The following is a 25994-nucleotide window of genomic DNA, read 5'->3' on the forward strand; positions in this document are numbered from 1 at the left end:
ATCGATAAATTAATGGGCATCATCCCAGTTTTTACCTTGGCCTACTTCTACGACTAACGGTACAGAAATTTCCAGAACAGACTGCATGACATCCGCAATTTGTTTTGAAAGTTCATCTGCAATGTTTGAATCAACTTCAAACACCAATTCATCGTGAACTTGAAGTAATAGTTTTGCTTGATCTTTTGGCAGGATTTTATCTACTTCAATCATTGCTAACTTAATAATATCAGCAGCACTACCTTGTAAAGGTGCATTAATTGCAGCACGTTCAGCAGCTTTACGTACCATCACATTTCGGGCGTCAATATCCGGTGTATACAGACGGCGACCTAAAATAGTTTCAACAAACCCTTGTTCCGATGCTACTTGGCGAGTACGTTGCATGTATTCGTAAATGCCAGGATAGCGCTGGAAGTATTGTTTGATATAGTTTTGCGATTCTTCACGAGTAAAGCCAAGTTGACGAATTAAACCAAACTCGGACATGCCGTAAAGTAGACCGAAATTCACAGCTTTAGCCTGACGGCGCTGATCATTGGTCACATCTTCAATTGCAATACCTAACACTTCTGCCGCTGTTCTACGGTGTACATCTTGACCATGTTGGAATGCATGAACTAAGGCATCATCTTGAGAAAAATGAGCCATTAAACGAAGTTCAATTTGCGAGTAATCGGCTGCTAACAAAACTCGTCCTTCCGGTGCAATAAATGCTTTACGGATTTGACGGCCAATCTGTCTACGAATTGGAATGTTTTGTAAGTTAGGGTCAGAAGAGGATAGGCGACCTGTTGCCGTTAGTGCTTGATGATAGCTGGTATGTACACGATGGGTATCATTATGCGACTGCTCAATTAAACGGTCAGTATAGGTGCTCTTTAATTTTGCTAATCCACGGTGTTCTAAAATAATTTCCGTTAATGGGTGCTCAATTTTTTCAAGAACACTTTCACTGGTGCTGTATTGCCCAGTTGCAGTTTTTTTACCACCTTTAATGCCTAACTTATCAAATAGAATTTCACCTACTTGTTTAGGCGAAGCAATATTAAAAGTTTCACCTGCAATTTCCATGGCCTGATTTTCAAGGTCTTCCATAGTTTTCGCAAATTCAACACTTAATTTATCTAAGAAAGCATGATCTAAACGGATTCCATCTTCTTCCATACCCGATAAGATTCGAGCAACTGGCATCTCGATGTTATATAAAATATTTTCTAATTCAGGATGTGCTTTAAGTTTATTTGAAAGTACTTCATATAAACGATAGGTCACATGAGCATCTTCAGCTGCATAATGAGCTGCAACTTCAATCTCAATTTGATTAAAAGTCTTCTGTTTTGCACCTTTGCCAGCAATTTGCTCAAAAGTAGTGGTCAAATGGCTTAGGTAAACTCGAGCAACATCATCCATGCCATGACGAGTAGCTGCTGCATTCAGTACATAAGATGCCAGCATGCTATCGAAATACCAACCTTTAAGTTCAATACCGTGATTAGCAAAAATGTGCGCATCATATTTAAGATGATGACCGATTTTTTTAACTGCTTCATTTTCAAGTATAGGCTTGATTTGCGCTAAAACTTGTTCACGGTCCAGTTGTTGTGGTGCATTTTCGTAATTATGTGCCAAAGGAACATAGTAGGCATCTTTTGCATCAAATGCGATTGAAAAACCAACCATCTCGGCAATACGGTAATCAAGACTTGTGGTCTCTGTATCAATAGCAAAATGATCGGCATTCTGCATGCGTTGCCAGAGCTGATCCCATGCTTCTTGTGTTAAAACAGTGTGATAGTTTGCAGTTCCAAGCTGGTCATCTTGACTAGTCAAGCTTGCTTGATCTTCTGTTTCAATCGTTTGAGCAGGTTTAACTTCATTTTGGACAATAGTTTGTGAAGCTTGCTGCTTATAGCTTGAGCTATTTGGATTGTTTGGATGATCGAGAGACTGTAACTGGTTTCTAAACTCAAGCTCCGTATAGAGATTGCGTAAGGCATCTACATTTGGATCAGTAAGTTTTAATTCATGCCAGTCGAGTTCTAAAGGAAGATCACAGACAATGCTTGCCAACTGGTGATCAAGCTTAATATTGTCTAAATTATCTTTAATATTTTGGCTCAGTTTGCCTTTAAGTTGGTCTACATTGGCAATGATATTATCCAATGTCCCATATTCAGTCAGTAATTTGGCAGCCGTCTTTGCGCCTACGCCAGGTACACCCATAATGCCGTCAGATGCGTCACCCATAAGGGTTAAGTAATCGATAATCTGGTTTGGCCAAACGCCAAATTTTTCAAATACGCCGTCGGTGTCTAGCACTCGATCTTTAAAGCTATCTTCAAGTTTTACATAGTCATTAACCAGCTGGGCCATGTCTTTATCTCCGGTTGAGATAAGGACATGATGACCTTCTTTTACGGCGCGTTTAGCGAGAGTCCCGATAATGTCATCGGCTTCTGCACCCGGAAGACTATATAAAGGAATCCCTTGAGCCTTAATCAATGCATGTAAATATGGAATCTGTTGAGACAATTCTTCCGGCATAGTCGGGCGGTCACCTTTATAAATAGGTGAAAGCTTATGACGGAAAGTTGGCTCAGGCGTATCAAAAATGACAGCCATATGTGTCGGTTGCATACGACGCATCAATTTTTGAATGGCAGAAATTGCTCCACGTATTGCATTGGTATGTAACCCTGTAGAGGTCGTCAATGGTGGTAATGCATGATATGCACGAAATAAAAAATAGGACCCATCAACCAAGACAAATGGTGGCATTGAACAATTCCTTAAACTGAATTATGGGTATTTTACGTGAAAACGGCTATGAATGCAGGTTTATGATTTTTGCAGTATTTTGTATGTATAAATATACGCATGTATTGGCTTGAAGTAAGATGATTTGTAATGAAGGTGTCATATTGCTAAGCCCATGTATAAAAAAGACAAACAGGGAATGATCATCGTTTTGATCGCTTTGACTTTGTTTTTAGCCATTTCAATTGGTTTTAAATTTCAGAGTGCCGTTGTTGCTTTATCTATTGCATTCACTGTCATACTGGTTCAGTCATTATCAAGTCTGCATCAACGTTTAACTCATTTAGAACAACAGTTTTCTCACCAGACAACGCCACTTTATTCTATTCATATGCAAAGAACGGTAATTTATACCGCCGCTTTGGTTGCATTAGTTGCTTATATCAATCATTGGATGTGGATTGCTGGTGGGGCATTACTGGTTTTACTGTTATGTTTGATTCAAACCATCAGTGCATTTCATACTCGTTTATTGTTCCTCGAGACAGCCAAGCAAACAGTAAATGTAAATGAATCTATACATACAGAAGTGATAACGCCTGTATTAGGGCAAGTTGATCCAAACAATATTACCGAGCCAGCTTTACCTGGAACAATAGCATTAAATCAAGAAAAACAAACAGTTCGTACGCAGACCACCGCATGGTGGCAACCAGCAGTCGATTGGATGATTCATGGTAATCCAATTTTAAGGGTTGCTGTTGCTGTGCTTATGGTTGGGGTAGTGCTCTTACTGCGTTTTGCAAGTGAGCACTGGCAGTTGAGCTTAGGTGTAAAACTTGGTTTTATTGCGATTGCAGGAGGTGTATTAACAGCATTTGGATATACCTTGCAAAAGAAAAATCAGCTATTTGCTGTGGCACTGCAAGGTGTAGGGTTAGCTGTTGTCTTTCTAACGCTTGTGTTCTCACATCATTTTGGTGTAATCACCAGCCTAACTACAGCCAGTATTCTATTTACGATTTTATTAGCAATTACAGTATTCCTGAGTTTAAAACAACAAGCTATTTATTTGGCAATACTCGCACTGGGTATGGCGTATGCGGCTCCTTTAGTTATTCCGCAATATCGTCCTGATGTGGTTTTTTTATTTAGTTACTATCTTGTTATTAATCTTGCAGTCGCTGCGGTTAATTTTATTCAGCCTTGGAAAATCCTAAATCAGATCGCTTTCTTTGCCACAATGTTTATTGGCGGTAGTGCAATCGTATTTTATGCAGAGCCAGCAAAATTTGACACATTAGACTGGATTTTATGGCTCCATATAGCGCTATTTATTTGGTTAAGTGTTCGTTATAGCCAAAATATCTCTCGGGTTTCAGAACATGAAAAACAAGAGGGGATCCGTTTACCTCCGCTCTTAGATGTTGGTCTTATTTTTAGTGTACCTGTACTAGGCTTTACGCTTCATGCCTATTTAGTTCATGAGTCGACCCAAGCTTTAACAATTGGTGCTGCTGTTTTAGCAGGCATCTATGCGGTGTTAACGTTCTGGATTAAAAAAACTCATCCCCAGCTTTCGGTCCTTGCAAAAAGTTTTTTCATTCTCGCGGTTGCTTTTTTTGCCTTAATTTTTCCACTCGCAAAAGGGGCGCACTGGACTGCTATTGGCTGGGTTGCACAAGGAACGGCTTTAATCGTTTGGGGAGTAACTGAACGCTACCGTTTAAGCCGATATATTGGCGTGATTTTAGTTTTACTTAGCTCACTTGCACTGTTTTATCAGGTTTGGGCAAATGAAGAGTTTCCAACACTAAGCACTAGCATTTATGCAATTGCCCAATTCATTTCAGCCTTTTATTTATTGCAATACAACAGCAAAGAACAACGCTATTTTAGCGCAAGCCTGTTTAGCGGTATTTTCTTATGCTTAGGCATGTATGCGGGCGCCGTTGCAGGTGTAGAAATAATGGCATGGCATCATCATGCTTTAAGTCCATATTTGATGTTTGCTATCGCTCTAATAGCAATATTTAGTGCGATTGTTCACTATAAACTTCGTGTGCAATGGCAAAGTTTGCAGTTAATTTTAATTAGCCTGTTACTGTTATTGGTTTTAGGGGAGGCCTTTGCGAGTCAAGTATTTACTTTGTTTAAATGGGTAGACTCATTACAACAAACTACTTTCCTAGTCTCTACCATTATTCTTAGTGGCTTATTTATTATGGCTCAACCGCAGTCAAGTCATTTGGGTTACGTCAAGGTATGGGCGGGTTTAAGCTGGTTAGCGTTAGCGATAGTTGGCGTGGCTATTTTCCCAAAAATGCCAATAGTCGCTTTGGCTTTTGTTCCTGTGATTTATTCGCTTTGGGCTTATAAAACTCATAAAACGACACTATTGCATCAAATTCCGGTGTGGTGTTTAAGCCTCAGTTGGTTGCTTGTGGTGAGTGTTGATGTTCATTCTGCTGAATATCTTTACTTTGTTCCTTTATTTAACTTAACTGATTTTCTTTCTATTGTAGTATTTGCAGGTCTGCTCTTTATTATTTATCAGCATGCTTTTGATCAAGATAAATCGCTGGAATGGACTTTTAAAATTACAACAATTTTAGTGGGCTTACTGGTATTTAGTAGTGTAGTCGTCAGAGGCTTGCACCATTACTGGGCAACTCCGCTATGGAGTGCTTCAATTTGGACAAATGGTGTAGTACAGCTAAGTTTGACGTTACTTTGGGTTATATTGGCATTTGTTTTGACTACATACTCTAGTCGAAAAATGATTCGTCAACTCTGGTTTGTAGGCGCTGCACTTTTAGGGATTGTTGTATTAAAACTAATTTTGCTTGATCTATCACAAAGTGCGACATTAACTCGGGTCATTTCGTTTATTGGAGCAGGTGGGGTAATGTTGATTATTGCTTATCTTGCGCCATTACCACCGTCATCCTCTGTACAGAAGAATCAAGAGCCTAAGCTTTAGGCTCTCGTTTTAACTCTTTTTGATTGCTGTATTGATCGATATCATCTTCAGCAAAAGCAGTAGATGGTCGATCAATTAAGCCCATTTTCGGAACAGGAATCTCAATTTGGTTATCTAAAAAACCATTTCGGATACGTTCTTGCATTTCATCTCGAACTTTTAAAGAGTTTTCTTGACGACACCACATTGCAAATAAAAGCTCAATCGATGACTCCCTGAAGGCAGTAACTGTAACAGCAGGTTTTGGATCATCTAACACGAGTGGATAATTTGCTGCGACGTTAAGTAGAACCTCACGGACTTTAATAATGTCTTCATGAAAGTTAATTGCCAAAGTAATTGGAATACGCCGTATTGGATATTTTGATAAGTTGTGTACAGGAGCACGAATGAGTTGTTCGTTTGGTAAACGAATATAGACGTTGTCGAGTGTAAGTAACTTTACCGAAAGCAAATCAATTGAGATAACTTCGCCTTCGATTGTATTCCCTCGAATAAGTGTAATTTGAATCGTATCACCGACCTCAAATGAACCTTCACCAATCAAAAATAAACCACTAATCAAGTTACTGGCAGATGTTTGTGATGCGAAACCGAGTGCTACTGTTAAGATCCCCGCTGCCCCCAGAAATACACTAAGTTTGAACCCGGCTTCTTTTAAACTCGTCATAATGAAGAGTAAGAAAATAAAATAGAAAATACCGCGGCGCCATACCAGACGCTGGTGAGCATTAAAACGTGAGCCAACGGTTCTAATAAATGTATTTGAAATAATACGGGCAAGGACAAAACCAATAAAACAAAGCACAACACCGACTAAAATTTCACTAATTCGTTCGGTATTGATATTGGTAAATATGCTTTTGAGGCTATCAGCGATATCTTTTGGAATACTTGAATCGGCCATAAAACCCCCTTAAAAGAATGAATCAAACATATTAAATAGCGCACCACCCGGTGAACGTGGTGGGTGAACATAAGTCACTTCACCTGCCAGAGGGGGAGTACGGTTTTCAATACGAATACGGGCTGGGCGGTCAGAGCCTTCATAGTAGACTTTGATTTGTGATGTCCATAAGCGTCCTGTACTTTCACTATAAAATAGCGGTAGGGCAGTAACCGGTACATTCATACGGTCAAAGCGTAATTGATGATTACTGGTATTATGGAAATCAATCGGCGTAACTGCACGAAAAGCACGTGGGGTTAATAGATTTAAATCGGTACGACCATCAACAGAGGTTGCATAACAAATTTCACCTTGCTGGGCATTGGGACCAAACCATGTATCTTTGGGTTGAATTACAGGAATCTCAAATAAAGGTTCATGCTGACTTTCAACTAAACCGGCAATCCATAGGGGGGTACTAATATAAAGTGTCCCTCGTTGACCCGCTGGAATATAGATTGGATCAACTGGTTTAATTACCACTGATCGGTCCGCCAAACGTGGCATGAGTAGAAACTTCGGATTAGTTTTCCGAAACATATAACGTTCAACTTGCACAGAATGTGGAAAACCAAAATTTGCATCCGTTATGATGTGCCAATCTTGCTCATTATCATCTTGGAGAGTCGGGCGATAATATTCGATACGCCATTCTTTTATGCCACGTGTTAAACGAAAGAGCATTGAACCGAATTGCCATGCTTTGGACTGGTTAATTTCAAAGTGCTGTTCACCCCACCATTTTAAAGAATTCTGGGGGTGAGGCTGATATTCATTATTTTCAAACAAGACGTAAAATTCCTCTACCGAGTTGTTAAACAGACTTCACGCTGTAATCTGCTTAGAGTACACTCAAAATCATCTTACTCATCATTATAAATTGTGATGCAAATATTGAAACAAATACAAGTTCCATATAGTTTTGCCAAGCGTCATGGTGTTTTATTTCGTTATGACGGTGATCAAGTTTTTATTGTTAGACGTCAAAATACAGAAAAAATTGCATTGCAGGAAGCAAGACGAATTTTGGGGAAACCTGCACACTATCAATTATGCACTGAACAAGAATTTAATAGTCTATTAAGTACCAGTTATGCAGGTGATACAGGTGAATCTCAACAAGTAGCTGCAGGCTTAGAAGACCATCCGGATTTATTAAGCCTTGCAGATCAGGTGCCTGAAACAGAAGACTTAATGGATCAAGAGGATGACGCGCCTATTGTTCGTCTAATCAATGCACTTCTCTCTGAGGCAATTCGTGTTGGAGCTTCAGATATCCATATTGAAGCCTTTGAGAAAAAGCTATCAGTTCGTTTACGGGTAGATGGTCAATTACGTGAAATTGTGCAGCCACGCCGTGAACTAGCCCCGTTACTTGTTTCGCGTATTAAAGTTATGGCGAAACTCGATATTGCTGAAAAGCGTGTACCGCAAGATGGACGTATTTCTTTACGTCTTGCTGGTCGTGAAGTCGATGTCCGTGTTTCAACTTTGCCATCGTCACATGGTGAAAGGGTGGTCATGCGTTTACTCGATAAACAAGCGGGTCGCCTTAATATGACTCACCTAGGTTTAATGGCAAATGACTATGAACGTTTAACTCAGTTAGTACATCGTCCGCACGGTATTATTTTGGTCACAGGGCCTACTGGTTCGGGGAAAACGACGACTTTATATGCTGCCTTATCTGATCTAAATGACAACACCCGTAACATCTTAACTGCCGAAGATCCAATTGAGTATCAGCTTGAAGGTATTGGCCAAACTCAAGTGAATACCAAAGTAGATATGACTTTTGCTCGAGCTTTAAAAGCAATGTTACGTCAAGATCCAGATGTGGTCATGGTGGGGGAGATTCGTGATCTAGAAACTGCTGAAATTGCGGTGCAGGCATCTTTAACAGGTCATTTGGTGTTATCAACACTACATACCAATACCGCTATTGGTGCAGTGACTCGACTTAAAGATATGGGGATTGAACCTTTCCTGCTTTCAAGCTCTTTAATTGGGGTGGTTGCGCAGCGTTTGGTTCGTACTTTATGTCCACATTGTATGACATGGCGTGAAGCCGATACTTTTGAGAAGCAAGTTTTTCAGCATATTTTCCATGAACCAAGTTTAAAGTTACCAGAGGCTCAAGGGTGTGATCAGTGTTCTCATTTAGGGTTTAATGGCCGTACAGCGATTTATGAAATTGTACCTATTGATGAACCTATGCGCCGTCTCATTCATGGTAATGCAGCTGAATTTGAATTAGAAAATCATGCTCGTCAGTATTCTGGTTCTATTCGCGATGATGGTTTACGTAAGGTGCTCTCAGGTAAAACTACACTTGAAGAAGTGCTTCGTGTAACCAATGAAGCAAGTGAAGCATAATTTGTAAGATATAAAAAATGCCCGATATGATTCGGGCATTTTTTATATTAAAACTTATTCAGTCACAATATTAAACGTCACATCAATATTGTTACGAGTTGCATTTGAATATGGACAAACGATATGAGCTGCTGCAACTAACTTTTCAGCTTCTTCACGGTCCATACCGATTAAATAAACATTTAAAGTAACTTCAATACTAAAACCTGTTGGAATTGGACCAATACCGACTTCACCTTCAACATACGCATCTTTGCTAATATTGAATTTATCGCGATTTGCAACAAATTTTAAAGCACCTAAAAAGCATGCTGAATAACCAGCTGCAAATAATTGTTCTGGGTTAGTTACGGCACCACCAGCACCGCCCATTTCTTTAGGTACACCAAGTTGTACGTCTAATACACCGTCTGATGAAGTTGCACGACCATCACGGCCACCTGTTGCTTTAGCTTTTGCACGATACACAACTTTTTCTAATGACATCTTTTTATTCCTAAATTAAATTGAATGCAAATATATCGTACACGACTTAATTATTTTAACAAGTCAATTTTGTAAAAAAATTGGTGATTATTTAGCTATATTTGTACGGAGTTGTGTTAATTGATCTTTGAGACCGAGAAGGGTAGCCGTATCACAAGAACTGGCCTCTAAGATATGCTTTGGAATATTTACGGCCTGTTCTTTAAGTTTTTTCCCCTTTTCGCTAAGCGTGATAATGACTTGTCTTTCATCTTCTTTTGATCGAGTACGATTAAGAAGCTGCAATGCTTCTAACTTTTTTAAAATTGGGGTTAAAGTTGAAGACTCTAAAAATAACTTGCTGCCAATTTCTGAAACAGTAATCTCATCTTTTTCCCACAACACCAACATCACCAAATATTGAGGATAAGTAATCCCTAATGGAGTTAAAAGTTTGCGATAAAGTTGATTAAGGGCTAAATTTGTTGAATAAATGAGGAAACATAATTGATTCTCAAGCTTTAGATTTTGACAGTCTTGGTCCATATATTCCTCAGAAAACTAATGGGTGCTTTTCTAGTATATCGCTTTATGTTTAATTTCTTAAATGCTCATAATTTAGAGCTATTGATAAAAATAAGATAACGTAAAAAAATGGAGTAATCTAAACTTTACTCCATCACTTAAAAATACTAATTTAAAATGGTTACCAAAGGTCGGCAATTTTTTTCATTAAACGAGCACGATATTTTGCAGTTGGGTTATTTTCATTACGTTGTTGCTCTTGTTCATAAAAATCTTGCCAGGCCGTGATCATTTCTAAAGTTGTTCCTTGTTTTTTAATCATAGAAACATCGGCAGGCTGAATATTCTCTAAACGCTGTCTGGCACCTTCTGCACCTGTCCCCCAACCAATAATCCGCTGGCCAAAAGCAGGCAGAGGAATATTTTTTGGAGTAGGAGGTAGTACATTTTGTTTAAGCTGCAAATTTGGAGAGACAAAATTATTCGTTGTCCCGAAATCAGTCGCATAACAGTGAATATTTGCCCCTAAGCAAAAAATGCTAAATAAGTATTTCCACATGAATAATTAAGCTTTTAATAGTGAATTAATTTACGATGCATCATTAAAGGCATTGATGTACGCACAAGTTCTTGAGCAGCTAAATCAAAAGGTACCGTAATTAAACCATTCCCTTCATAACCAATCATACTTAAAACTTGACCACGACTATCAGTTGCTCCTGCATGCCCCCAAGTTTGGCGTTTTTCCCCATGCCAACCTTGTTGCGCAGCCCCTAAAACATAGCATTGGCTATCCATTGCACGTGCTTGCAGCAAAAGCTGCCAATGCATCTGACCTGTTGTATAGGTAAATGCAGCAGGAGCAGTTAATAGATGAGCACCTTGCTGTCTAAGGGTTAAAGCTAACTCAGGAAAACGCAAGTCATAACATACCATTAGGCCAATATTGCCAAAAGGGGTAGATGTGACTACAACGTCTGTTCCTGGTTCAAAGAAACGAGATTCCTGATATCCACCCACAGCATCGCCAACTTGTACATCAAATAAATGTATTTTGTCATAACGTGCTTCGGTACGTTCAGGACTGATGCATAAACTCACTGTACGCACTCGACCATCTTGTATGATGGAACCATCCGGACGAAATGGGCACGGTAGAGTGCCTGCAACAATCCAGATTTGATACTGATGCGCAAGTTTCTCAAGTCTTTGTTGAATTGACTCAAATTGCTCTGCTGTTTCACGCTGTTTGCCAGCCGCAAAACAAACAAAGTTTTCGGGAAAAACAATTAAGCTGGCATTTTGAGCCTTACTTTGCTGAATCAATGACTCAATTACTTGAAAGTTGCTTTCAATGTCATCTTGGGAATTCATTTGAACAACTGAAACAAGAGTCATATACACATCCAGATTAGCAATAAAGTTTAGGCATTTTGCTTATCAGATACTTGTTCAAGCGTGTCTTGTTCTTTTTGCAATTGCTTAACAAGCGGCTCAAACATGTTCTGATTATTTGCATTGAGTTTCATCAATGTCTTATGTGCGTCCAGAACGGTTCTTAGCATCGCATTATGAGTAATGTGCTCGTCATTTAACGTTAAAGTGCAAACGTTAGGATCGCCACAATAATTCAGGATGACAAAAACCTGCCCTAGCCCCATGCTGTTGGCTAAGGTTGTGATATCTGGATTGGTAGATAGCATCACAGCTTGAATATGATGAGTCTGTTTCAGTTTTAAACCTAGCTTAGCTAGGATACCTAATACAGTACTATCAATAAATGTTGTTTGGGTTAAATCAACGATTGCACCAACAACATTTTCTTGCTGTTCAATTCTGTTTAAAAGTTTGTCTAGACTTATACAAGAATGGGCTCGCACTTCACCAATAAGCTTGAAAATATGCGTTCCATTTAAACTTGCATATTCAACATGACCTGTTGACATATAAATGCCATTTTCAGAGAAGGATAGAAAAATTATCACATAGTGCCATCTCAGACTCAAGAGTCCTTAAGTCGTATATTATGTAATTAATTGATTCTTAAATTAATTCATTCGACAAAGACTAAAGATGGCAATGTCATCAGCAACGTGATCAGGGGCTTGGAATGATTGATTTTGCAAATGTTGAACTAATTGTTGAAACTGATCATTCAAGCCGCCATCAAATGGTTCTAGTGCTCCATCTGAGCAAATAATGAAACGTGCATGACGATTTAATGTACATACATGTTCTTCAACTTCTAACTCATCAGTTAACCCTAAGGGAAAGCTGCTGGTGGTTAAAATTTTTGGAGGTTGATTAGGTTCAAAAATAATTGGAGGAGGGTAATGGCCTGCACTAGACCAGCGAAGACTATGAGTTTCAAGATTTAGAATACCGACCACAATTGTAATATGTTTTTCAATATTCTCTTGAACTAGCATCCCATTTAACTTTTTGATTAACTGTCGTGGTGTTTTGGAGCGACCATGAAAGGCTGCCATCCAAGAAGTTAATAAGCTACTTGTTACACCATGCCCCGATACATCGGCGAGATAAAATAAAACCTCTTTATCATTGAGCTTCCAGTAGTCGTACCAGTCGCCTGATAAATAGGCAGAAGGTTGGAAAAAAGTTTCAACCTCATAATTTAATAAATCAATAGGATTTGGCAATAAACGTTTTTGTAATTCTGCTGCCGAAGGTAAATCACGGCTATCCTGATTACGTTTATATTGTGCATCAATTCTTGTTAAAGCTTTATTTAGATCTTTAGGTAACTGGTTCCATACCCATCCTGCAAGAGCACCAGCTTCCCATGCTTGAGCTAAAGCACTACCTTCATGCTCAAAAGCAATCACGATTGTAGGTAAACGCCATTTATAAGTTAGGAAATCTTGTACATCAGCAATTGCGATAATTGTTGGGTCGTATAAATCGAGATCATCTATGTGAATGACTTGTAAGTCTGGTAATGCTTCCAGAGCTTGCTCTACGAAAGGGATAGAGCGTGTCGGTTTAATAAAATACATAGAAGATATGGTAGTCCTTTTTCAAGATCACTTTATCCATCATAGAGGATGTATGACCAAAATCAAGGTATTGCCTTATTATAAGAAAAATGCAATACCTTGATTTGTCCTTTAATTATTTTTCGGTTTTATCAGTGTTATCTTCTGGTACATCTTCGGATTCGTCATCATCAATAAAAGACACATCTGCCGAATCACCTTTTTTCTCGGCAATCTGGAACGCTTTACGTTGGAGATATAAATCACGAATCATTGCATATTGATCGCCTTGTATAGTTTGGTCTAAATCTAGATATTGAGCGCGTGTATCAACGGCTTGTAATAGATTAGTCGACCAATACAGGCCATCTTGATCATCCATAATGTATTTTTGTGGACGGGCCTGAGCATCTACAGCCAAGCCAACGCCATCACGTAAAGTGCTTGGCCCAAAGAAAGGCAGCATAAGAAATGGTCCAGAAGGAACACCATAGTAACCGAGAGTTACACCAAAACTTTCTTCTTCAGGAGGTAAGCCTAAGCGGCTCGCTGGATCGGCTAAACCTAAAGTTGTTAACGTATTAATAGTAAAACGACCTAAAGTTTTTGCGGCGCGGCCAGGACGTCCTTGAATTAGCTGGTTAACAGCATTCCATGGTTCGCCAAGGTTTTTACGAAATTGTCGGTAAGAACCACGTACATCTTCTGGCGTCTTTTCTCTATATTCAACAGCAACGGGACGCAAAACATGGCGGTCTAACATATCGTTAAAAGAATAAATTGGACGGTTCAGTGACTGTAATGGATCTTTCACTGTATCCGGTTGAGCAGCATTTGCGTTGATCTTTAAATCTTTAACTTTTATACCTTTCAAATCTTTAATAATTTGTAAGTGAGGTCGGCTATGCTGAGTCTGGGTTGAAGTAACATCTTCCGAACTAGCGGCAGATTCTTCAGTAAGATTTTCTTGAGCATGGGCTGAGGTGTAAAGACCTACAGTTAATAAGCTCGACAAAAGTAAATTAGAATAATTCATATAATTCCTTAACCGCTAGCCAGGCTATATTCAATATGCAGTTGGGTAGAGATATATTTTAATACAGAAGCGATAAGCTATTATCAATGTAAAATTGATCAAATTATATAGAAATATAGCCAAAAAGCCTAAAAAATGTACGCTTGGTGTGAAATGCTATAAAAAGGGGTTGCAAAGGGAGAGAGATGGTCTATAATGCACATCCATCGGCGGTGATGCAGATAGAAACTTGTTGAAAAACAGTTACTTGTGATTAGGTTGATTGCTTTAAGTGATGAATTTGATGATGAGATGGTTTAGAGAATAAGTTTTAAAAATATCGAAATTACCTGTTGACTTTTAAGAGATTAAGAGTAATATAGCCGACCTAGCTTGCTGGTGACGAACCAGTAAGAAGATCATTAAGAGAATTGAAGAACAACTTGTGTGGATTTTTACTGATTGATTAATCGAAATAATTTTCATTGATTGATTGGTTTAAATTACTCGAAGTTTATTTGAGCGAAATTTAAGTCAGTAATTGATGAGCCAGAATTGGCACCTTGTCTATAAATAAGGTGCAAAATGATTTTAACTGAAGAGTTTGATCATGGCTCAGATTGAACGCTGGCGGCAGGCTTAACACATGCAAGTCGAGCGGGGGAAGGTAGCTTGCTACTGGACCTAGCGGCGGACGGGTGAGTAATGCTTAGGAATCTGCCTATTAGTGGGGGACAACATCTCGAAAGGGATGCTAATACCGCATACGTCCTACGGGAGAAAGCAGGGGATCTTCGGACCTTGCGCTAATAGATGAGCCTAAGTCGGATTAGCTAGTTGGTGGGGTAAAGGCCTACCAAGGCGACGATCTGTAGCGGGTCTGAGAGGATGATCCGCCACACTGGGACTGAGACACGGCCCAGACTCCTACGGGAGGCAGCAGTGGGGAATATTGGACAATGGGGGGAACCCTGATCCAGCCATGCCGCGTGTGTGAAGAAGGCCTTATGGTTGTAAAGCACTTTAAGCGAGGAGGAGGCTACTTTAGTTAATACCTAGAGATAGTGGACGTTACTCGCAGAATAAGCACCGGCTAACTCTGTGCCAGCAGCCGCGGTAATACAGAGGGTGCGAGCGTTAATCGGATTTACTGGGCGTAAAGCGTGCGTAGGCGGCTTATTAAGTCGGATGTGAAATCCCCGAGCTTAACTTGGGAATTGCATTCGATACTGGTGAGCTAGAGTATGGGAGAGGATGGTAGAATTCCAGGTGTAGCGGTGAAATGCGTAGAGATCTGGAGGAATACCGATGGCGAAGGCAGCCATCTGGCCTAATACTGACGCTGAGGTACGAAAGCATGGGGAGCAAACAGGATTAGATACCCTGGTAGTCCATGCCGTAAACGATGTCTACTAGCCGTTGGGGCCTTTGAGGCTTTAGTGGCGCAGCTAACGCGATAAGTAGACCGCCTGGGGAGTACGGTCGCAAGACTAAAACTCAAATGAATTGACGGGGGCCCGCACAAGCGGTGGAGCATGTGGTTTAATTCGATGCAACGCGAAGAACCTTACCTGGCCTTGACATACTAGAAACTTTCCAGAGATGGATTGGTGCCTTCGGGAATCTAGATACAGGTGCTGCATGGCTGTCGTCAGCTCGTGTCGTGAGATGTTGGGTTAAGTCCCGCAACGAGCGCAACCCTTTTCCTTACTTGCCAGCATTTCGGATGGGAACTTTAAGGATACTGCCAGTGACAAACTGGAGGAAGGCGGGGACGACGTCAAGTCATCATGGCCCTTACGGCCAGGGCTACACACGTGCTACAATGGTCGGTACAAAGGGTTGCTACACAGCGATGTGATGCTAATCTCAAAAAGCCGATCGTAGTCCGGATTGGAGTCTGCAACTCGACTCCATGAAGTCGGAATCGCTAGTAATCGCGGATCAGAATGCCGCGGTGAATACGTTCCCGGGCCTTGTACACACCGCCCGTCACACCATGGGAGTTTGTTGCACCAGAAGTAGCTAGCCTAACTGCAAAGAGGGCGGTTACCACGGTGTGGCCGATGACTGGGGTGAAGTCGTAACAAGGTAGCCGTAGGGGAACCTGCGGCTGGATCACCTCCTTAACGAAAGATTGACGATTGGTAAGAATCCACAACAAGTTGTTCTTCATAGATGTATCTGAGGGTCTGTAGCTCAGTTGGTTAGAGCACACGCTTGATAAGCGTGGGGTCACAAGTTCAAGTCTTGTCAGACCCACCATGACTTTGACTGGTTGAAGTTATAGATAAAAGATACATGATTGATGATGTAAGCTGGGGACTTAGCTTAGTTGGTAGAGCGCCTGCTTTGCACGCAGGAGGTCAGGAGTTCGACTCTCCTAGTCTCCACCAGAACTTAAGATAAGTTCGGATTACAGAAATTAGTAAATAAAGATTGAGATCTTGGTTTATTAACTTCTGTGATTTCATTATCACGGTAATTAGTGTGATCTGACGAAGACACATTAACTCATTAACAGATTGGCAAAATTGAGTCTGAAATAAATTGTTCACTCAAGAGTTTAGGTTAAGCAATTAATCTAGATGAATTGAGAACTAGCAAATTAACTGAATCAAGCGTTTTGGTATGTGAATTTAGATTGAAGCTGTACGGTGCTTAAGTGCACAGTGCTCTAAACTGAAATGTTGAAGTTACTAACTTGTAGGTAACATCGACTGTTTGGGGTTGTATAGTCAAGTAATTAAGTGCATGTGGTGGATGCCTTGGCAGTCAGAGGCGATGAAAGACGTGATAGCCTGCGAAAAGCTCCGGGGAGGCGGCAAATATCCTTTGATCCGGAGATGTCTGAATGGGGGAACCCACCTACTTTAAGGTAGGTATTGCAACATGAATACATAGTGTTGCAAGGCGAACGAGGGGAAGTGAAACATCTCAGTACCCTTAGGAAAAGAAATCAATTGAGATTCCCTCAGTAGCGGCGAGCGAACGGGGATCAGCCCATTAAGTTATGTGTGTTTTAGTGGAACGCTCTGGGAAGTGCGAACGTAGAGGGTGATATTCCCGTACACGAAAGGGCACACATAATGATGACGAGTAGGGCGAGGCACGTGAAACCTTGTCTGAATATGGGGGGACCATCCTCCAAGGCTAAATACTCCTGACTGACCGATAGTGAACCAGTACCGTGAGGGAAAGGCGAAAAGAACCCCTGTGAGGGGAGTGAAATAGATCCTGAAACCGCATGCATACAAGCAGTGGGAGCACCTTCGTGGTGTGACTGCGTACCTTTTGTATAATGGGTCAGCGACTTATATTCAGTAGCGAGGTTAACCGTATAGGGGAGCCGTAGAGAAATCGAGTCTTAATAGGGCGTTTAGTTGCTGGGTATAGACCCGAAACCAGGCGATCTATCCATGAGCAGGTTGAAGGTTGGGTAACACTAACTGGAGGACCGAACCCACTGTCGTTGAAAAGCCAGGGGATGACTTGTGGATAGGGGTGAAAGGCTAATCAAGCCTGGTGATAGCTGGTTCTCCCCGAAAGCTATTTAGGTAGCGCCTCGGACGAATACCATAGGGGGTAGAGCACTGTTTCGGCTAGGGGGTCATCCCGACTTACCAAACCGATGCAAACTCCGAATACCTATGAGTACTATCCGGGAGACAGACTGCGGGTGCTAACGTCCGTAGTCAAGAGGAAAACAATCCAGACCGCCAGCTAAGGCCCCAAAATCATAGTTAAGTGGGAAACGATGTGGGAAGGCATAGACAGCTAGGAGGTTGGCTTAGAAGCAGCCACCCTTTAAAGAAAGCGTAATAGCTCACTAGTCGAGTCGGCCTGCGCGGAAGATGTAACGGGGCTAAAACTATGTGCCGAAGCTGCGGATGTATACTTTGTATACGTGGTAGGGGAGCGTTCTGTAAGCCGATGAAGGTGTGTTGAGAAGCATGCTGGAGGTATCAGAAGTGCGAATGCTGACGTGAGTAACGACAAAACGGGTGAAAAACCCGTTCGCCGAAAGACCAAGGGTTCCAGTCCAACGTTAATCGGGGCTGGGTGAGTCGACCCCTAAGGCGAGGCCGAAAGGCGTAGTCGATGGGAAAATGGTTAATATTCCATTACTTCTGTGTAATGCGATGAGAGGACGGAGAAGGCTAAATCAGCCTGGCGTTGGTTGTCCAGGTGAAAGGATGTAGGCATGTATCTTAGGCAAATCCGGGGTACTCTATGCTGAGATCTGATAGCAAGCTGTACTTGTACAGCGAAGTGGTTGATGCCATGCTTCCAGGAAAAGTCTCTAAGCTTCAGTTACACAGGAATCGTACCCGAAACCGACACAGGTGGTCAGGTCGAGTAGACCAAGGCGCTTGAGAGAACTCTGCTGAAGGAACTAGGCAAAATGGTACCGTAACTTCGGGAGAAGGTACGCTGTTGTTGGTGATGGAACTCGCTTCCTGAGCTGACGACAGCCGCAGAAACCAGGCCGCTGCAACTGTTTATTAAAAACATAGCACTCTGCAAACACGAAAGTGGACGTATAGGGTGTGATGCCTGCCCGGTGCTGGAAGGTTAATTGATGGGGTTAGCGTAAGCGAAGCTCTTGATCGAAGCCCCAGTAAACGGCGGCCGTAACTATAACGGTCCTAAGGTAGCGAAATTCCTTGTCGGGTAAGTTCCGACCTGCACGAATGGCATAATGATGGCGGCGCTGTCTCCAGCAGAGGCTCAGTGAAATCGAAATCGCTGTGAAGATGCAGTGTACCCGCGGCTAGACGGAAAGACCCCGTGAACCTTTACTGCAGCTTGACACTGAACTTTGACCTTACTTGTGTAGGATAGGTGGGAGGCTTTGAAGCTGGAACGCTAGTTCCAGTGGAGCCGTCCTTGAAATACCACCCTGGTAATGTTGAGGTTCTAACTCTGTCCCGTGATCCGGGACGAGGACCGTGTCTGGTGGGTAGTTTGACTGGGGCGGTCTCCTCCTAAAGAGTAACGGAGGAGTACGAAGGTGCGCTCAGCGTGGTCGGAAATCACGCGTAGAGTATAAAGGCAAAAGCGCGCTTAACTGCGAGACCCACAAGTCGAGCAGGTACGAAAGTAGGTCTTAGTGATCCGGTGGTTCTGTATGGAAGGGCCATCGCTCAACGGATAAAAGGTACTCTGGGGATAACAGGCTGATACCGCCCAAGAGTTCATATCGACGGCGGTGTTTGGCACCTCGATGTCGGCTCATCTCATCCTGGGGCTGAAGCAGGTCCCAAGGGTATGGCTGTTCGCCATTTAAAGAGGTACGCGAGCTGGGTTTAGAACGTCGTGAGACAGTTCGGTCCCTATCTACCGTGGGCGCTGGAAATTTGAGAGGATCTGCTCCTAGTACGAGAGGACCAGAGTGGACGAACCTCTGGTGTACCGGTTGTGACGCCAGTCGCATCGCCGGGTAGCTATGTTCGGAAGGGATAACCGCTGAAAGCATCTAAGCGGGAAGCCTACCTCAAGATAAGATTTCCCTAGGACTTTATGTCCTCTAAAGAGCCGTTCGAGACTAGGACGTTGATAGGTTGGATGTGGAAGCATAGTGATATGTGAAGCTGACCAATACTAATTGCTCGTGAGGCTTGACTATACAACACCCAAGCAGTTGTATATGAAGCATCAATCGATTCTTAAGTATGCAAGACAACTTGATTTAGTTATACCTCTAGCTAAAATGAACAGATAAAGTAAGATTCAATTCAGCCCAGTCTGTTACAGATTTGGAAAACGCTTCGGCATTAAATAAGACCTAAGCAAGTATCCATAAACAGTTGTGCTGGCGACCATAGCAAGAGTGAACCACCTGATCCCTTCCCGAACTCAGAAGTGAAACCTCTTAGCGCTGATGGTAGTGTGGGATTACCCATGTGAGAGTAAGTCATCGCCAGCTCATTATTCTAAACACCCCCAACCAGTGGTTGGGGGTGTTTTTTTATATCAAGAAAGCAATCAGAAAAGAGTTATTTCAAAGAATCATCGATACTAAAGAATAAGACAGAATAAAAATCCTATCGTTTTTAATAAATAAATTTCTATTTTTCTCATGAATTGATGAGTCAATGTATAGGATAAATCAGAACTCTATGCTATAAATAATTAATAGGCATGATTTTTGCTTGTTTTTTGGAAAGAGAAATATATGAAATTATCTGTTGGATTGAAAGTTGCGAATTCATTATCGTTAACGCCTCAATTGCAGCAGGCAATCCGTTTACTACAACTTTCTAGCCTAGAATTAGAGCAAGAAATCCAAATTCAATTAGATAGTAATCCATTACTTGAAAAAGTAGAAGATGAATCACTAGCAGAAAGTTTATCTACTTTAGAACACAAAGAAACAGATGACCTTACAACAGAGTTGAATGCTGATCACTTACCTGATGACTTGCCTGTTGATACTGAATGGGATGACATTTATACACATCAATCCACTGCTTTGGGTACTCCTGAGTTCGAAGAGCGTGAAGATAATCGCCAAGTTCACCTGACGCTTAAAGAACATATTTTGGAGCAAGTGAACTTACTACATTTTTCAAAAATAGATCAGTTGATTGCTTATTGCATAGTTGATGCTTTAGATGATAAAGGTTTTCTGGATGCTGAATTAGAAGAGATTATTTTGGCAGTACAGCATTTATTAAGTGAGATGGATATAGACGAGGAAGTGGAAGAGGATGAAGTTTTAGTAGTCTTAAAACATATTCAACGTCTTGATCCAATTGGTATCGGAGCTCGTAATTTAGCTGAATGTTTAAAAGTTCAGTTGGAGTTCTTGCCTCGAGAAACTGAATATTTGAAAGAAGCCAGAAGTCTACTTCAATATTACGAATTACTGATTGCGAATGATCTTAATAAATTATTGAAGCAAACAGGGCTTTCCAAAGAACAATTAAAATTTGCAGTTGATTTATTAAAAACATTAAAGCCTTATCCAGGCATGGATTTTGAAAAGCAAGAATCAGAGTATCAAATTCCTGACGTAGTCGTTGCCAAGAAGGACTTGCATTGGCAAGTTCAGTTAAACCCTGATGTGATGCCAAAATTAAGAATCAATTCTTTTTATTCGAGTATGATTCGTAGGGCAGATCAAAGTGATGATAATTTATACCTACGTAATCAAATGCTTGAGGCTAAAAATTTTATAAAAAGTATTGATGAACGGCACAAAACATTATTAAAAGTTGCGACTTGTATTGTTGAGCATCAAAAAGCATTTCTTGAAATAGGTCCCGAAGCAATGAAACCTTTAGTACTAAGGGATGTTGCAGAAGAAGTAGAATTACATGAGTCGACCGTTTCTCGCGTTACAACAAATAAGTATATGCTTACTCCACGTGGACTTTTTGAGTTGAAATACTTCTTTTCTAGTCATGTGGGGACAACCACAGGAGGTGAGGCTTCTTCTACCGCAATTCGGGCGATGATTAAAAAGTTAGTTTCTAATGAAAATCCGCGTAAACCTTTGTCTGATAATGCAATTGCTGCTTTATTGAAAGAGGAGGGAATAGAAGTAGCTAGAAGGACTGTAGCAAAATATAGAGAATCGTTACATATTCCATCGTCATCCGAGAGAAAAGTCTTGATCTAAATTTTGAAGTATGGCTATTCTACTCATTCATTATGACGAAATAATGAAATTTCATTTTCACCAAGAGGAGTAGCTAAAATGGTTTAATTGTCCCAAATCATCTTTTTAGATTGCATTAAATCGTTTTAGTTCTTCTTTATATAACCCAAAAAGGTGAGGGATAGAATTATGCAAATAACGATTCGTGGACATCATTTAGCAATTACACCAGCTATAGAAGAAAATATTAAAGCAAAATTTAATCAGTTAACGAAACATCTTGATCAGGTGAATAGTATGCAGATTAAATTAACGAAAGATCATCAGATTGATAAGCGCTCACATAAAGGTAGCTCTAATCATGTGGCTGAAGCGATAGTTCGATTACCTGGAATTGAGCTGTTTGCTCAAGCAACAGCGGATGATATGTATACTTCAATAAAAAAACTGACTGAAAAATTAAAAAAACAATTGTTAAAATATCGGAAAATGCAATGTACGTATTCTCAAGTTGCTGTTTCTATTTAATAAGTTTTTAATAATTGAGAGAGGCTTGAAATATAGCCTCTTTTTTTATTGATAAAATATAAACACGTACTGAATTCTTTGAAAAAGTTATAGTAAAATACTTCGTTTTACACCGTAGGTTGTGTCAGAGGTCTTTGCAATGAATAGTGAACAGCTCACTCAAATTTTAAAAGAAGCTTTTCCTGAGGCGGAAGTAGTGGTGAGCGGACAGGCTGGAAAATTTGACCTCCGTATTGTGGATGATCAATTTGAAGGTAAGCGTACTGTTGCCCGCCAACAAGCAGTTTATGCACCATTAAATACTTATATTGCAAGTGGCGAAGTTCATGCCGTAACAATTCGTGCGATGACCAAAGATGAATGGCGCAAAGCAAGCCTTTTCGGAGCTTAAATATTAATGGATAAATTTTTAATCACGGGCGGTGTTAAGCTCGAAGGGGAAGTACGCATTTCTGGTGCTAAAAATGCGGCTTTACCGTTACTTGCGGCAATGATTCTTGCTGACTCTCCAATTACATTAACCAATGTTCCAAATCTTAAAGATGTAAATACTTTGGTAAAATTAATCGGTGGACTGGGTGTTACAATTAGTTATGAAAATGACACGGTTAAGGCGGATACTTCTACTTTAGATAACCAGTTTGCTCCTTATGAGCTTGTCAAAACAATGCGTGCATCTATTTTGGTATTAGGGCCATTATTAGCGCGTTACGGAAATGCCAAGGTTTCATTACCTGGTGGATGTGCTATTGGCTCTCGTCCAGTAGATCAACACTTAAAAGCCCTAGAAGCATTGGGTGCACATATCGAAGTTGAAAATGGTTATGTACATGCCACTGTTGATGGTCGTCTGAAAGGCGGCGAAGTGGTTTTTGATATGGTTACTGTTGGTGGTACCGAAAATATTTTAATGGCAGCTGCTTTGGCAGACGGTGTAACCACAATTCGTAATGCTGCACGTGAACCTGAAATTACTGATCTTGCGCAAATGCTTATTAAAATGGGCGCAAAAATTGAAGGTTTAGATACGGATACATTGGTTGTTACTGGTGTAGAAAGTCTACATGGCTGTGAATATGCAGTTGTTGCAGACCGCATCGAAACAGGTTCTTACTTAGCTGCTGCTGCGATTACTGGTGGACGTGTAAAAACCACCCATACAGATCCTTCATTGCTTGAGGCTGTTTTAGATAAGTTTGAAGAAATGGGTGCTGAAGTTACCCGTGGCGATGACTGGATTGAATTGGATATGTTGGGTAAGCGTCCTAAAGCAGTAAGTTTTAGAACACTACCTCACCCAGAATTTCCGACTGACATGCAAGCACAAATTATGGCTGTAAATGCAATTGGCCGTGGGTTTGCAACGATTTCCGAGACCATTTTTGAAAATCGTTTCATGCATGTTCCTGAATTGTCACGTATGGGTGCTAATATTCAGGTCGAAGGCCATGATGCTGTTGTGACGGGTGTTGAAAAATTACAAGCAGCACCTGTAATGGCAACAGATTTACGTGCCTCATTCTCTTTGGTTTTAGCGGCTTTGGTTGCTGAAGGTGATACATTAATTGACCGTATCTACCATATTGACCGTGGTTATGAGCATGTCGAAGAAAAACTTCAAGGTTTAGGTGCCAAAATTAAGCGAGTAAGTTAATGAATGACGTAAGAAACGATGATCCTAATTTTAACGTAATGGGTAATTTTGATCATGGTTTAACCTTGGCACTGAGTAAAGGACGTATTTTAAAAGAAACATTACCTTTACTTGCTACAGCCGGTATTAACTTGCTTGAAGACCCGGAAAAATCGCGTAAGTTGATTTTTCCAACCACACATAAGCAGGTTCGTATTTTAATTTTACGTGCGTCTGATGTGCCAACTTATGTTGAGAATGGTGCAGCTGACTTAGGTGTAGCAGGTAAAGACGTACTTATGGAACATGGCGCTCAGCATGTCTATGAGTTATTGGACCTGCAGATTGCGAAATGTAAATTAATGACTGCTGGTAAAGTAGGAATGGAACGCCCAAAAGGTCGTTTAAAAATTGCCACTAAGTATGTCAATCTTACACGTCAATATTATGCGAGCTTAGGCGAGCAGGTGGATGTTATTAAACTTTATGGTTCTATGGAGTTAGCACCATTAGTTGGTTTGGGCGATTATATTGTTGACGTAGTGGATACTGGAAATACTTTACGAGCAAATGGTCTTGAGCCATTAGAAGAAATTTGCAAAGTATCTTCACGTCTTATTGTCAATAAAGCGAGCTTTAAGCGTAAACAGGTTTTATTGAACCCAATCATTTCCCAACTTGAACAAGCTGTTCAATCACGTTAAAAGTAATTTCCTATCATGCTTTTGCGATAGTTGTAGATATGATGCCCACAAGAGCTTAGAAAAAGAGTAAACTTGGTTTTTCTTTTTCGCCTTGTGGGTAAATTGATGCGACGTTTATCGACTCAAGATCAGAACTTCAAACAGGTTTTTGCCGAGCTTTTAGCTTTTGAAACCGTTAATGATCCTAATTTAGTTCAAACAGTAGATCAAATTATTGCTGATGTTCGTCAGCATGGTGATGATCATGTTTTAAAACTTACTCAACAGTTCGATCGACATCCAGCGCATCAATTTTCCGATCTAGAATTGTCTCAACAACAACTTAAAGCTGCTTTTGATGGTTTAAATCAAGAGATTCGTGAAGCCCTGAAACTTGCAGCTGATCGTATTCGTACTTTTCATGAAGCTCAAAAACAAGATAGCTGGACTTATGTGGATGATTTGGGTAATACCCTAGGACAAAAAGTGACTCCACTTGACCGTGTTGGTATTTATGTACCAGGCGGACTTGCATCTTATCCTTCATCTGTACTTATGAATGCGGTACCAGCACATGTGGCTGGTGTACCTGAAATTATTATGGTTGTGCCAGCCCCAAATGGTGAACTAAATCCACTCGTTTTAGCTGCCGCCTATCTAGCAGGTGTTAGCCGAGTATTTACCATTGGTGGGGCACAAGCTGTTGCTGCTTTAGCTTATGGTACTCAAACTGTTCCACGTGTTGATAAAATTACGGGTCCTGGAAACCGATTTGTGGCAGCTGCTAAACGTGCTGTATTTGGTCAGGTGGGTATTGACATGATTGCTGGACCTTCTGAAATATTAGTTTATGCAGAAGGTGTGAATAATGCTGAATGGTTAGCGATGGATGTATTATCTCAAGCTGAACATGACACAGTAGCTCAAGCTATTTTCATTACTCCAGATGAAGCATTATTAGAAGCAGTAGAGTCTGCAATTGAGAAACATTTAAATGAATTGCCTAAAGCCGAGATTGCGCGTACATCGATTAAAAATCGTGGTGCATTAGTTTTGGTAAAAGACCGTGCTGAAGCAGTTGATTTAATTAATCAGGTTGCACCAGAGCATTTGGAACTATGTCTTGATGATGCTGAAGCGATGAGCCAAGATATTCGTCATGCAGGGGCAATTTTTATGGGTCGCTATACACCTGAAGCAATTGGTGATTATTGTGCTGGCCCAAACCACGTATTACCGACATCAGGCACAGCTCGTTTCTCTTCGCCACTTGGTGTATATGATTTTCAAAAGCGCTCTAGTTTGATCATGTGTTCAAAAGATGGCGTTAAGACTTTGGCTAAAACAGCTGATGTACTTGCTGTTCAAGAAAATCTCGATGCCCATGCACGCTCGGCGCGTTATCGTTATCAATAAGTTTTAAGCCTATCAGTGTTTTTCATGATTATTCAGGGCTGACTTTCAGCCCTTTTTTG

General features: G+C 40.8%; 18 protein-coding genes, 2 tRNA genes and 3 rRNA genes. 13 read left to right on the forward strand and 10 right to left on the reverse strand.

Going from position 1 to position 25994, the window contains the following annotated elements; genetic code table 11:
- Positions 1–9: 9 nt before the first annotated feature.
- On the reverse strand, positions 10–2781 hold the full coding sequence (polA, locus tag EG365_RS11385) for a DNA polymerase I (RefSeq protein WP_001134660.1): 2772 nt from the start codon (positions 2779–2781) through the stop codon (positions 10–12).
- Between the two features lie 154 nt (positions 2782–2935).
- Here polA and EG365_RS11390 point away from each other — a divergent pair, with 154 nt between their 5' ends.
- A complete protein-coding gene (locus EG365_RS11390; protein WP_000276857.1) occupies positions 2936–5743 on the forward strand; it encodes a DUF2339 domain-containing protein in 2808 nt (935 codons plus the stop codon).
- Here EG365_RS11390 and EG365_RS11395 read toward each other — a convergent pair.
- Positions 5733–6650: a mechanosensitive ion channel family protein gene (locus EG365_RS11395; RefSeq protein ID WP_000785635.1), complete on the reverse strand. Its 918-nt coding sequence runs from the start codon at positions 6648–6650 to the stop codon at positions 5733–5735. The genes EG365_RS11390 and EG365_RS11395 overlap by 11 nt on opposite strands.
- A 9-nt stretch (positions 6651–6659) precedes the next feature.
- The gene (locus tag EG365_RS11400; RefSeq protein ID WP_000462729.1) at positions 6660–7481 is read right to left on the reverse strand and encodes a hypothetical protein; all 822 of its coding nucleotides are present in this window, start codon (positions 7479–7481) and stop codon (positions 6660–6662) included.
- A 96-nt stretch (positions 7482–7577) separates the two neighbouring features.
- On the opposite strand from EG365_RS11400, the gene gspE reads away from it, so the two are divergent.
- Entirely contained in the window at positions 7578–9068 is a 1491-nt protein-coding gene (gene gspE, locus EG365_RS11405; RefSeq protein ID WP_001166319.1) for a type II secretion system ATPase GspE, read from the forward strand.
- 54 nt (positions 9069–9122) lie between these two features.
- Here the strand turns inward: gspE and EG365_RS11410 are convergent, their stop codons facing one another.
- The 7 genes from EG365_RS11410 to EG365_RS11440 form a co-directional block, all read right to left on the reverse strand.
- Positions 9123–9554 carry an organic hydroperoxide resistance protein gene (locus EG365_RS11410; RefSeq protein ID WP_000051124.1) on the reverse strand — a complete coding sequence of 144 codons (432 nt, stop codon included), beginning with the start codon at positions 9552–9554 and terminating at the stop codon, positions 9123–9125.
- 87 nt (positions 9555–9641) lie between these two features.
- Entirely contained in the window at positions 9642–10079 is a 438-nt protein-coding gene (locus EG365_RS11415) for a MarR family winged helix-turn-helix transcriptional regulator (RefSeq protein WP_000371729.1), read from the reverse strand.
- Between the two features lie 160 nt (positions 10080–10239).
- Positions 10240–10617 carry a DUF4951 domain-containing protein gene (locus EG365_RS11420; RefSeq protein ID WP_000266123.1) on the reverse strand — a complete coding sequence of 126 codons (378 nt, stop codon included), beginning with the start codon at positions 10615–10617 and terminating at the stop codon, positions 10240–10242.
- Positions 10618–10631: 14 nt separating this feature from the next.
- Positions 10632–11456, reverse strand: coding sequence for a carbon-nitrogen hydrolase family protein (locus EG365_RS11425; protein WP_000177091.1), 825 nt, complete (start codon positions 11454–11456; stop codon positions 10632–10634).
- Between the two features lie 26 nt (positions 11457–11482).
- The gene (gene gigB / locus EG365_RS11430) at positions 11483–12004 is read right to left on the reverse strand and encodes an anti-anti-sigma factor GigB (RefSeq protein ID WP_000103064.1); all 522 of its coding nucleotides are present in this window, start codon (positions 12002–12004) and stop codon (positions 11483–11485) included.
- A 102-nt stretch (positions 12005–12106) separates the two neighbouring features.
- Complete coding sequence (gene gigA / locus EG365_RS11435) at positions 12107–13075, reverse strand: RsbU family protein phosphatase GigA (protein ID WP_000273589.1); 969 nt, start codon at positions 13073–13075, stop codon at positions 12107–12109.
- Between the two features lie 115 nt (positions 13076–13190).
- On the reverse strand, positions 13191–14090 hold the full coding sequence (locus EG365_RS11440) for a VacJ family lipoprotein (RefSeq protein ID WP_001109856.1): 900 nt from the start codon (positions 14088–14090) through the stop codon (positions 13191–13193).
- A gap of 571 nt (positions 14091–14661) precedes the next feature.
- Here EG365_RS11440 and EG365_RS11445 point away from each other — a divergent pair.
- The 11 genes from EG365_RS11445 to hisD all read left to right on the forward strand — a co-directional run bounded on the left by EG365_RS11445 (position 14662) and on the right by hisD (position 25935).
- Positions 14662–16198, forward strand: a 16S ribosomal RNA gene (locus EG365_RS11445).
- 59 nt (positions 16199–16257) lie between these two features.
- Positions 16258–16334: transfer RNA gene (locus EG365_RS11450), tRNA-Ile, on the forward strand.
- Between the two features lie 55 nt (positions 16335–16389).
- A tRNA-Ala gene (locus EG365_RS11455) sits at positions 16390–16465 on the forward strand.
- A gap of 340 nt (positions 16466–16805) precedes the next feature.
- A 23S ribosomal RNA gene (locus tag EG365_RS11460) occupies positions 16806–19698 on the forward strand.
- A gap of 185 nt (positions 19699–19883) precedes the next feature.
- Positions 19884–19998: ribosomal RNA gene (gene rrf / locus EG365_RS11465) — 5S ribosomal RNA — on the forward strand.
- Together the 16S, 23S and 5S rRNA genes with 2 tRNA genes alongside form the textbook arrangement of a ribosomal RNA operon.
- Before the next feature lie 249 nt (positions 19999–20247).
- Positions 20248–21696 carry an RNA polymerase factor sigma-54 gene (locus EG365_RS11470; protein ID WP_000778202.1) on the forward strand — a complete coding sequence of 483 codons (1449 nt, stop codon included), beginning with the start codon at positions 20248–20250 and terminating at the stop codon, positions 21694–21696.
- A 168-nt stretch (positions 21697–21864) separates the two neighbouring features.
- Positions 21865–22203, forward strand: a complete 339-nt coding sequence (hpf, locus tag EG365_RS11475; RefSeq protein WP_001167461.1) for a ribosome hibernation-promoting factor, HPF/YfiA family — start codon at positions 21865–21867, stop codon at positions 22201–22203.
- Between the two features lie 139 nt (positions 22204–22342).
- Entirely contained in the window at positions 22343–22594 is a 252-nt protein-coding gene (gene ibaG / locus EG365_RS11480) for a BolA family iron metabolism protein IbaG (protein WP_001083680.1), read from the forward strand.
- Between the two features lie 6 nt (positions 22595–22600).
- Positions 22601–23857 (forward strand): UDP-N-acetylglucosamine 1-carboxyvinyltransferase, encoded by a 1257-nt coding sequence (gene murA / locus EG365_RS11485; protein WP_000357156.1) that lies wholly within the window; start codon positions 22601–22603, stop codon positions 23855–23857.
- Positions 23857–24540, forward strand: coding sequence for an ATP phosphoribosyltransferase (hisG, locus tag EG365_RS11490; RefSeq protein WP_001000724.1), 684 nt, complete (start codon positions 23857–23859; stop codon positions 24538–24540). Before murA ends, hisG begins: the two co-directional genes overlap by 1 nt.
- Before the next feature lie 105 nt (positions 24541–24645).
- Positions 24646–25935 carry a histidinol dehydrogenase gene (gene hisD, locus EG365_RS11495; protein ID WP_001253721.1) on the forward strand — a complete coding sequence of 430 codons (1290 nt, stop codon included), beginning with the start codon at positions 24646–24648 and terminating at the stop codon, positions 25933–25935.
- Positions 25936–25994: the final 59 nt, after the last annotated feature.

The organism is Acinetobacter sp. FDAARGOS_494 (assembly GCF_003812225.1).
In the GTDB taxonomy this organism is placed as follows: domain Bacteria; phylum Pseudomonadota; class Gammaproteobacteria; order Pseudomonadales; family Moraxellaceae; genus Acinetobacter; species Acinetobacter baumannii.

Coding starts and splice junctions, on each gene's coding strand:
- gspE (WP_001166319.1), top strand. CDS start 7,578: ATGCAAATATTGAAACAAATACAAGTTCCATATAGTTTTGCCAAGCGT.
- EG365_RS11440 (WP_001109856.1), bottom strand. CDS start 14,090: ATGAATTATTCTAATTTACTTTTGTCGAGCTTATTAACTGTAGGTCTT.
- murA (WP_000357156.1), top strand. CDS start 22,601: ATGGATAAATTTTTAATCACGGGCGGTGTTAAGCTCGAAGGGGAAGTA.
- hisD (WP_001253721.1), top strand. CDS start 24,646: ATGCGACGTTTATCGACTCAAGATCAGAACTTCAAACAGGTTTTTGCC.
- gigB (WP_000103064.1), bottom strand. CDS start 12,004: ATGTCAACAGGTCATGTTGAATATGCAAGTTTAAATGGAACGCATATT.
- polA (WP_001134660.1), bottom strand. CDS start 2,781: ATGCCACCATTTGTCTTGGTTGATGGGTCCTATTTTTTATTTCGTGCA.
- hpf (WP_001167461.1), top strand. CDS start 21,865: ATGCAAATAACGATTCGTGGACATCATTTAGCAATTACACCAGCTATA.
- EG365_RS11420 (WP_000266123.1), bottom strand. CDS start 10,617: ATGTGGAAATACTTATTTAGCATTTTTTGCTTAGGGGCAAATATTCAC.
- EG365_RS11425 (WP_000177091.1), bottom strand. CDS start 11,456: ATGACTCTTGTTTCAGTTGTTCAAATGAATTCCCAAGATGACATTGAA.
- EG365_RS11415 (WP_000371729.1), bottom strand. CDS start 10,079: ATGGACCAAGACTGTCAAAATCTAAAGCTTGAGAATCAATTATGTTTC.
- gigA (WP_000273589.1), bottom strand. CDS start 13,075: ATGTATTTTATTAAACCGACACGCTCTATCCCTTTCGTAGAGCAAGCT.
- EG365_RS11390 (WP_000276857.1), top strand. CDS start 2,936: ATGTATAAAAAAGACAAACAGGGAATGATCATCGTTTTGATCGCTTTG.
- EG365_RS11470 (WP_000778202.1), top strand. CDS start 20,248: ATGAAATTATCTGTTGGATTGAAAGTTGCGAATTCATTATCGTTAACG.
- EG365_RS11410 (WP_000051124.1), bottom strand. CDS start 9,554: ATGTCATTAGAAAAAGTTGTGTATCGTGCAAAAGCTAAAGCAACAGGT.
- EG365_RS11395 (WP_000785635.1), bottom strand. CDS start 6,650: ATGGCCGATTCAAGTATTCCAAAAGATATCGCTGATAGCCTCAAAAGC.
- ibaG (WP_001083680.1), top strand. CDS start 22,343: ATGAATAGTGAACAGCTCACTCAAATTTTAAAAGAAGCTTTTCCTGAG.
- hisG (WP_001000724.1), top strand. CDS start 23,857: ATGAATGACGTAAGAAACGATGATCCTAATTTTAACGTAATGGGTAAT.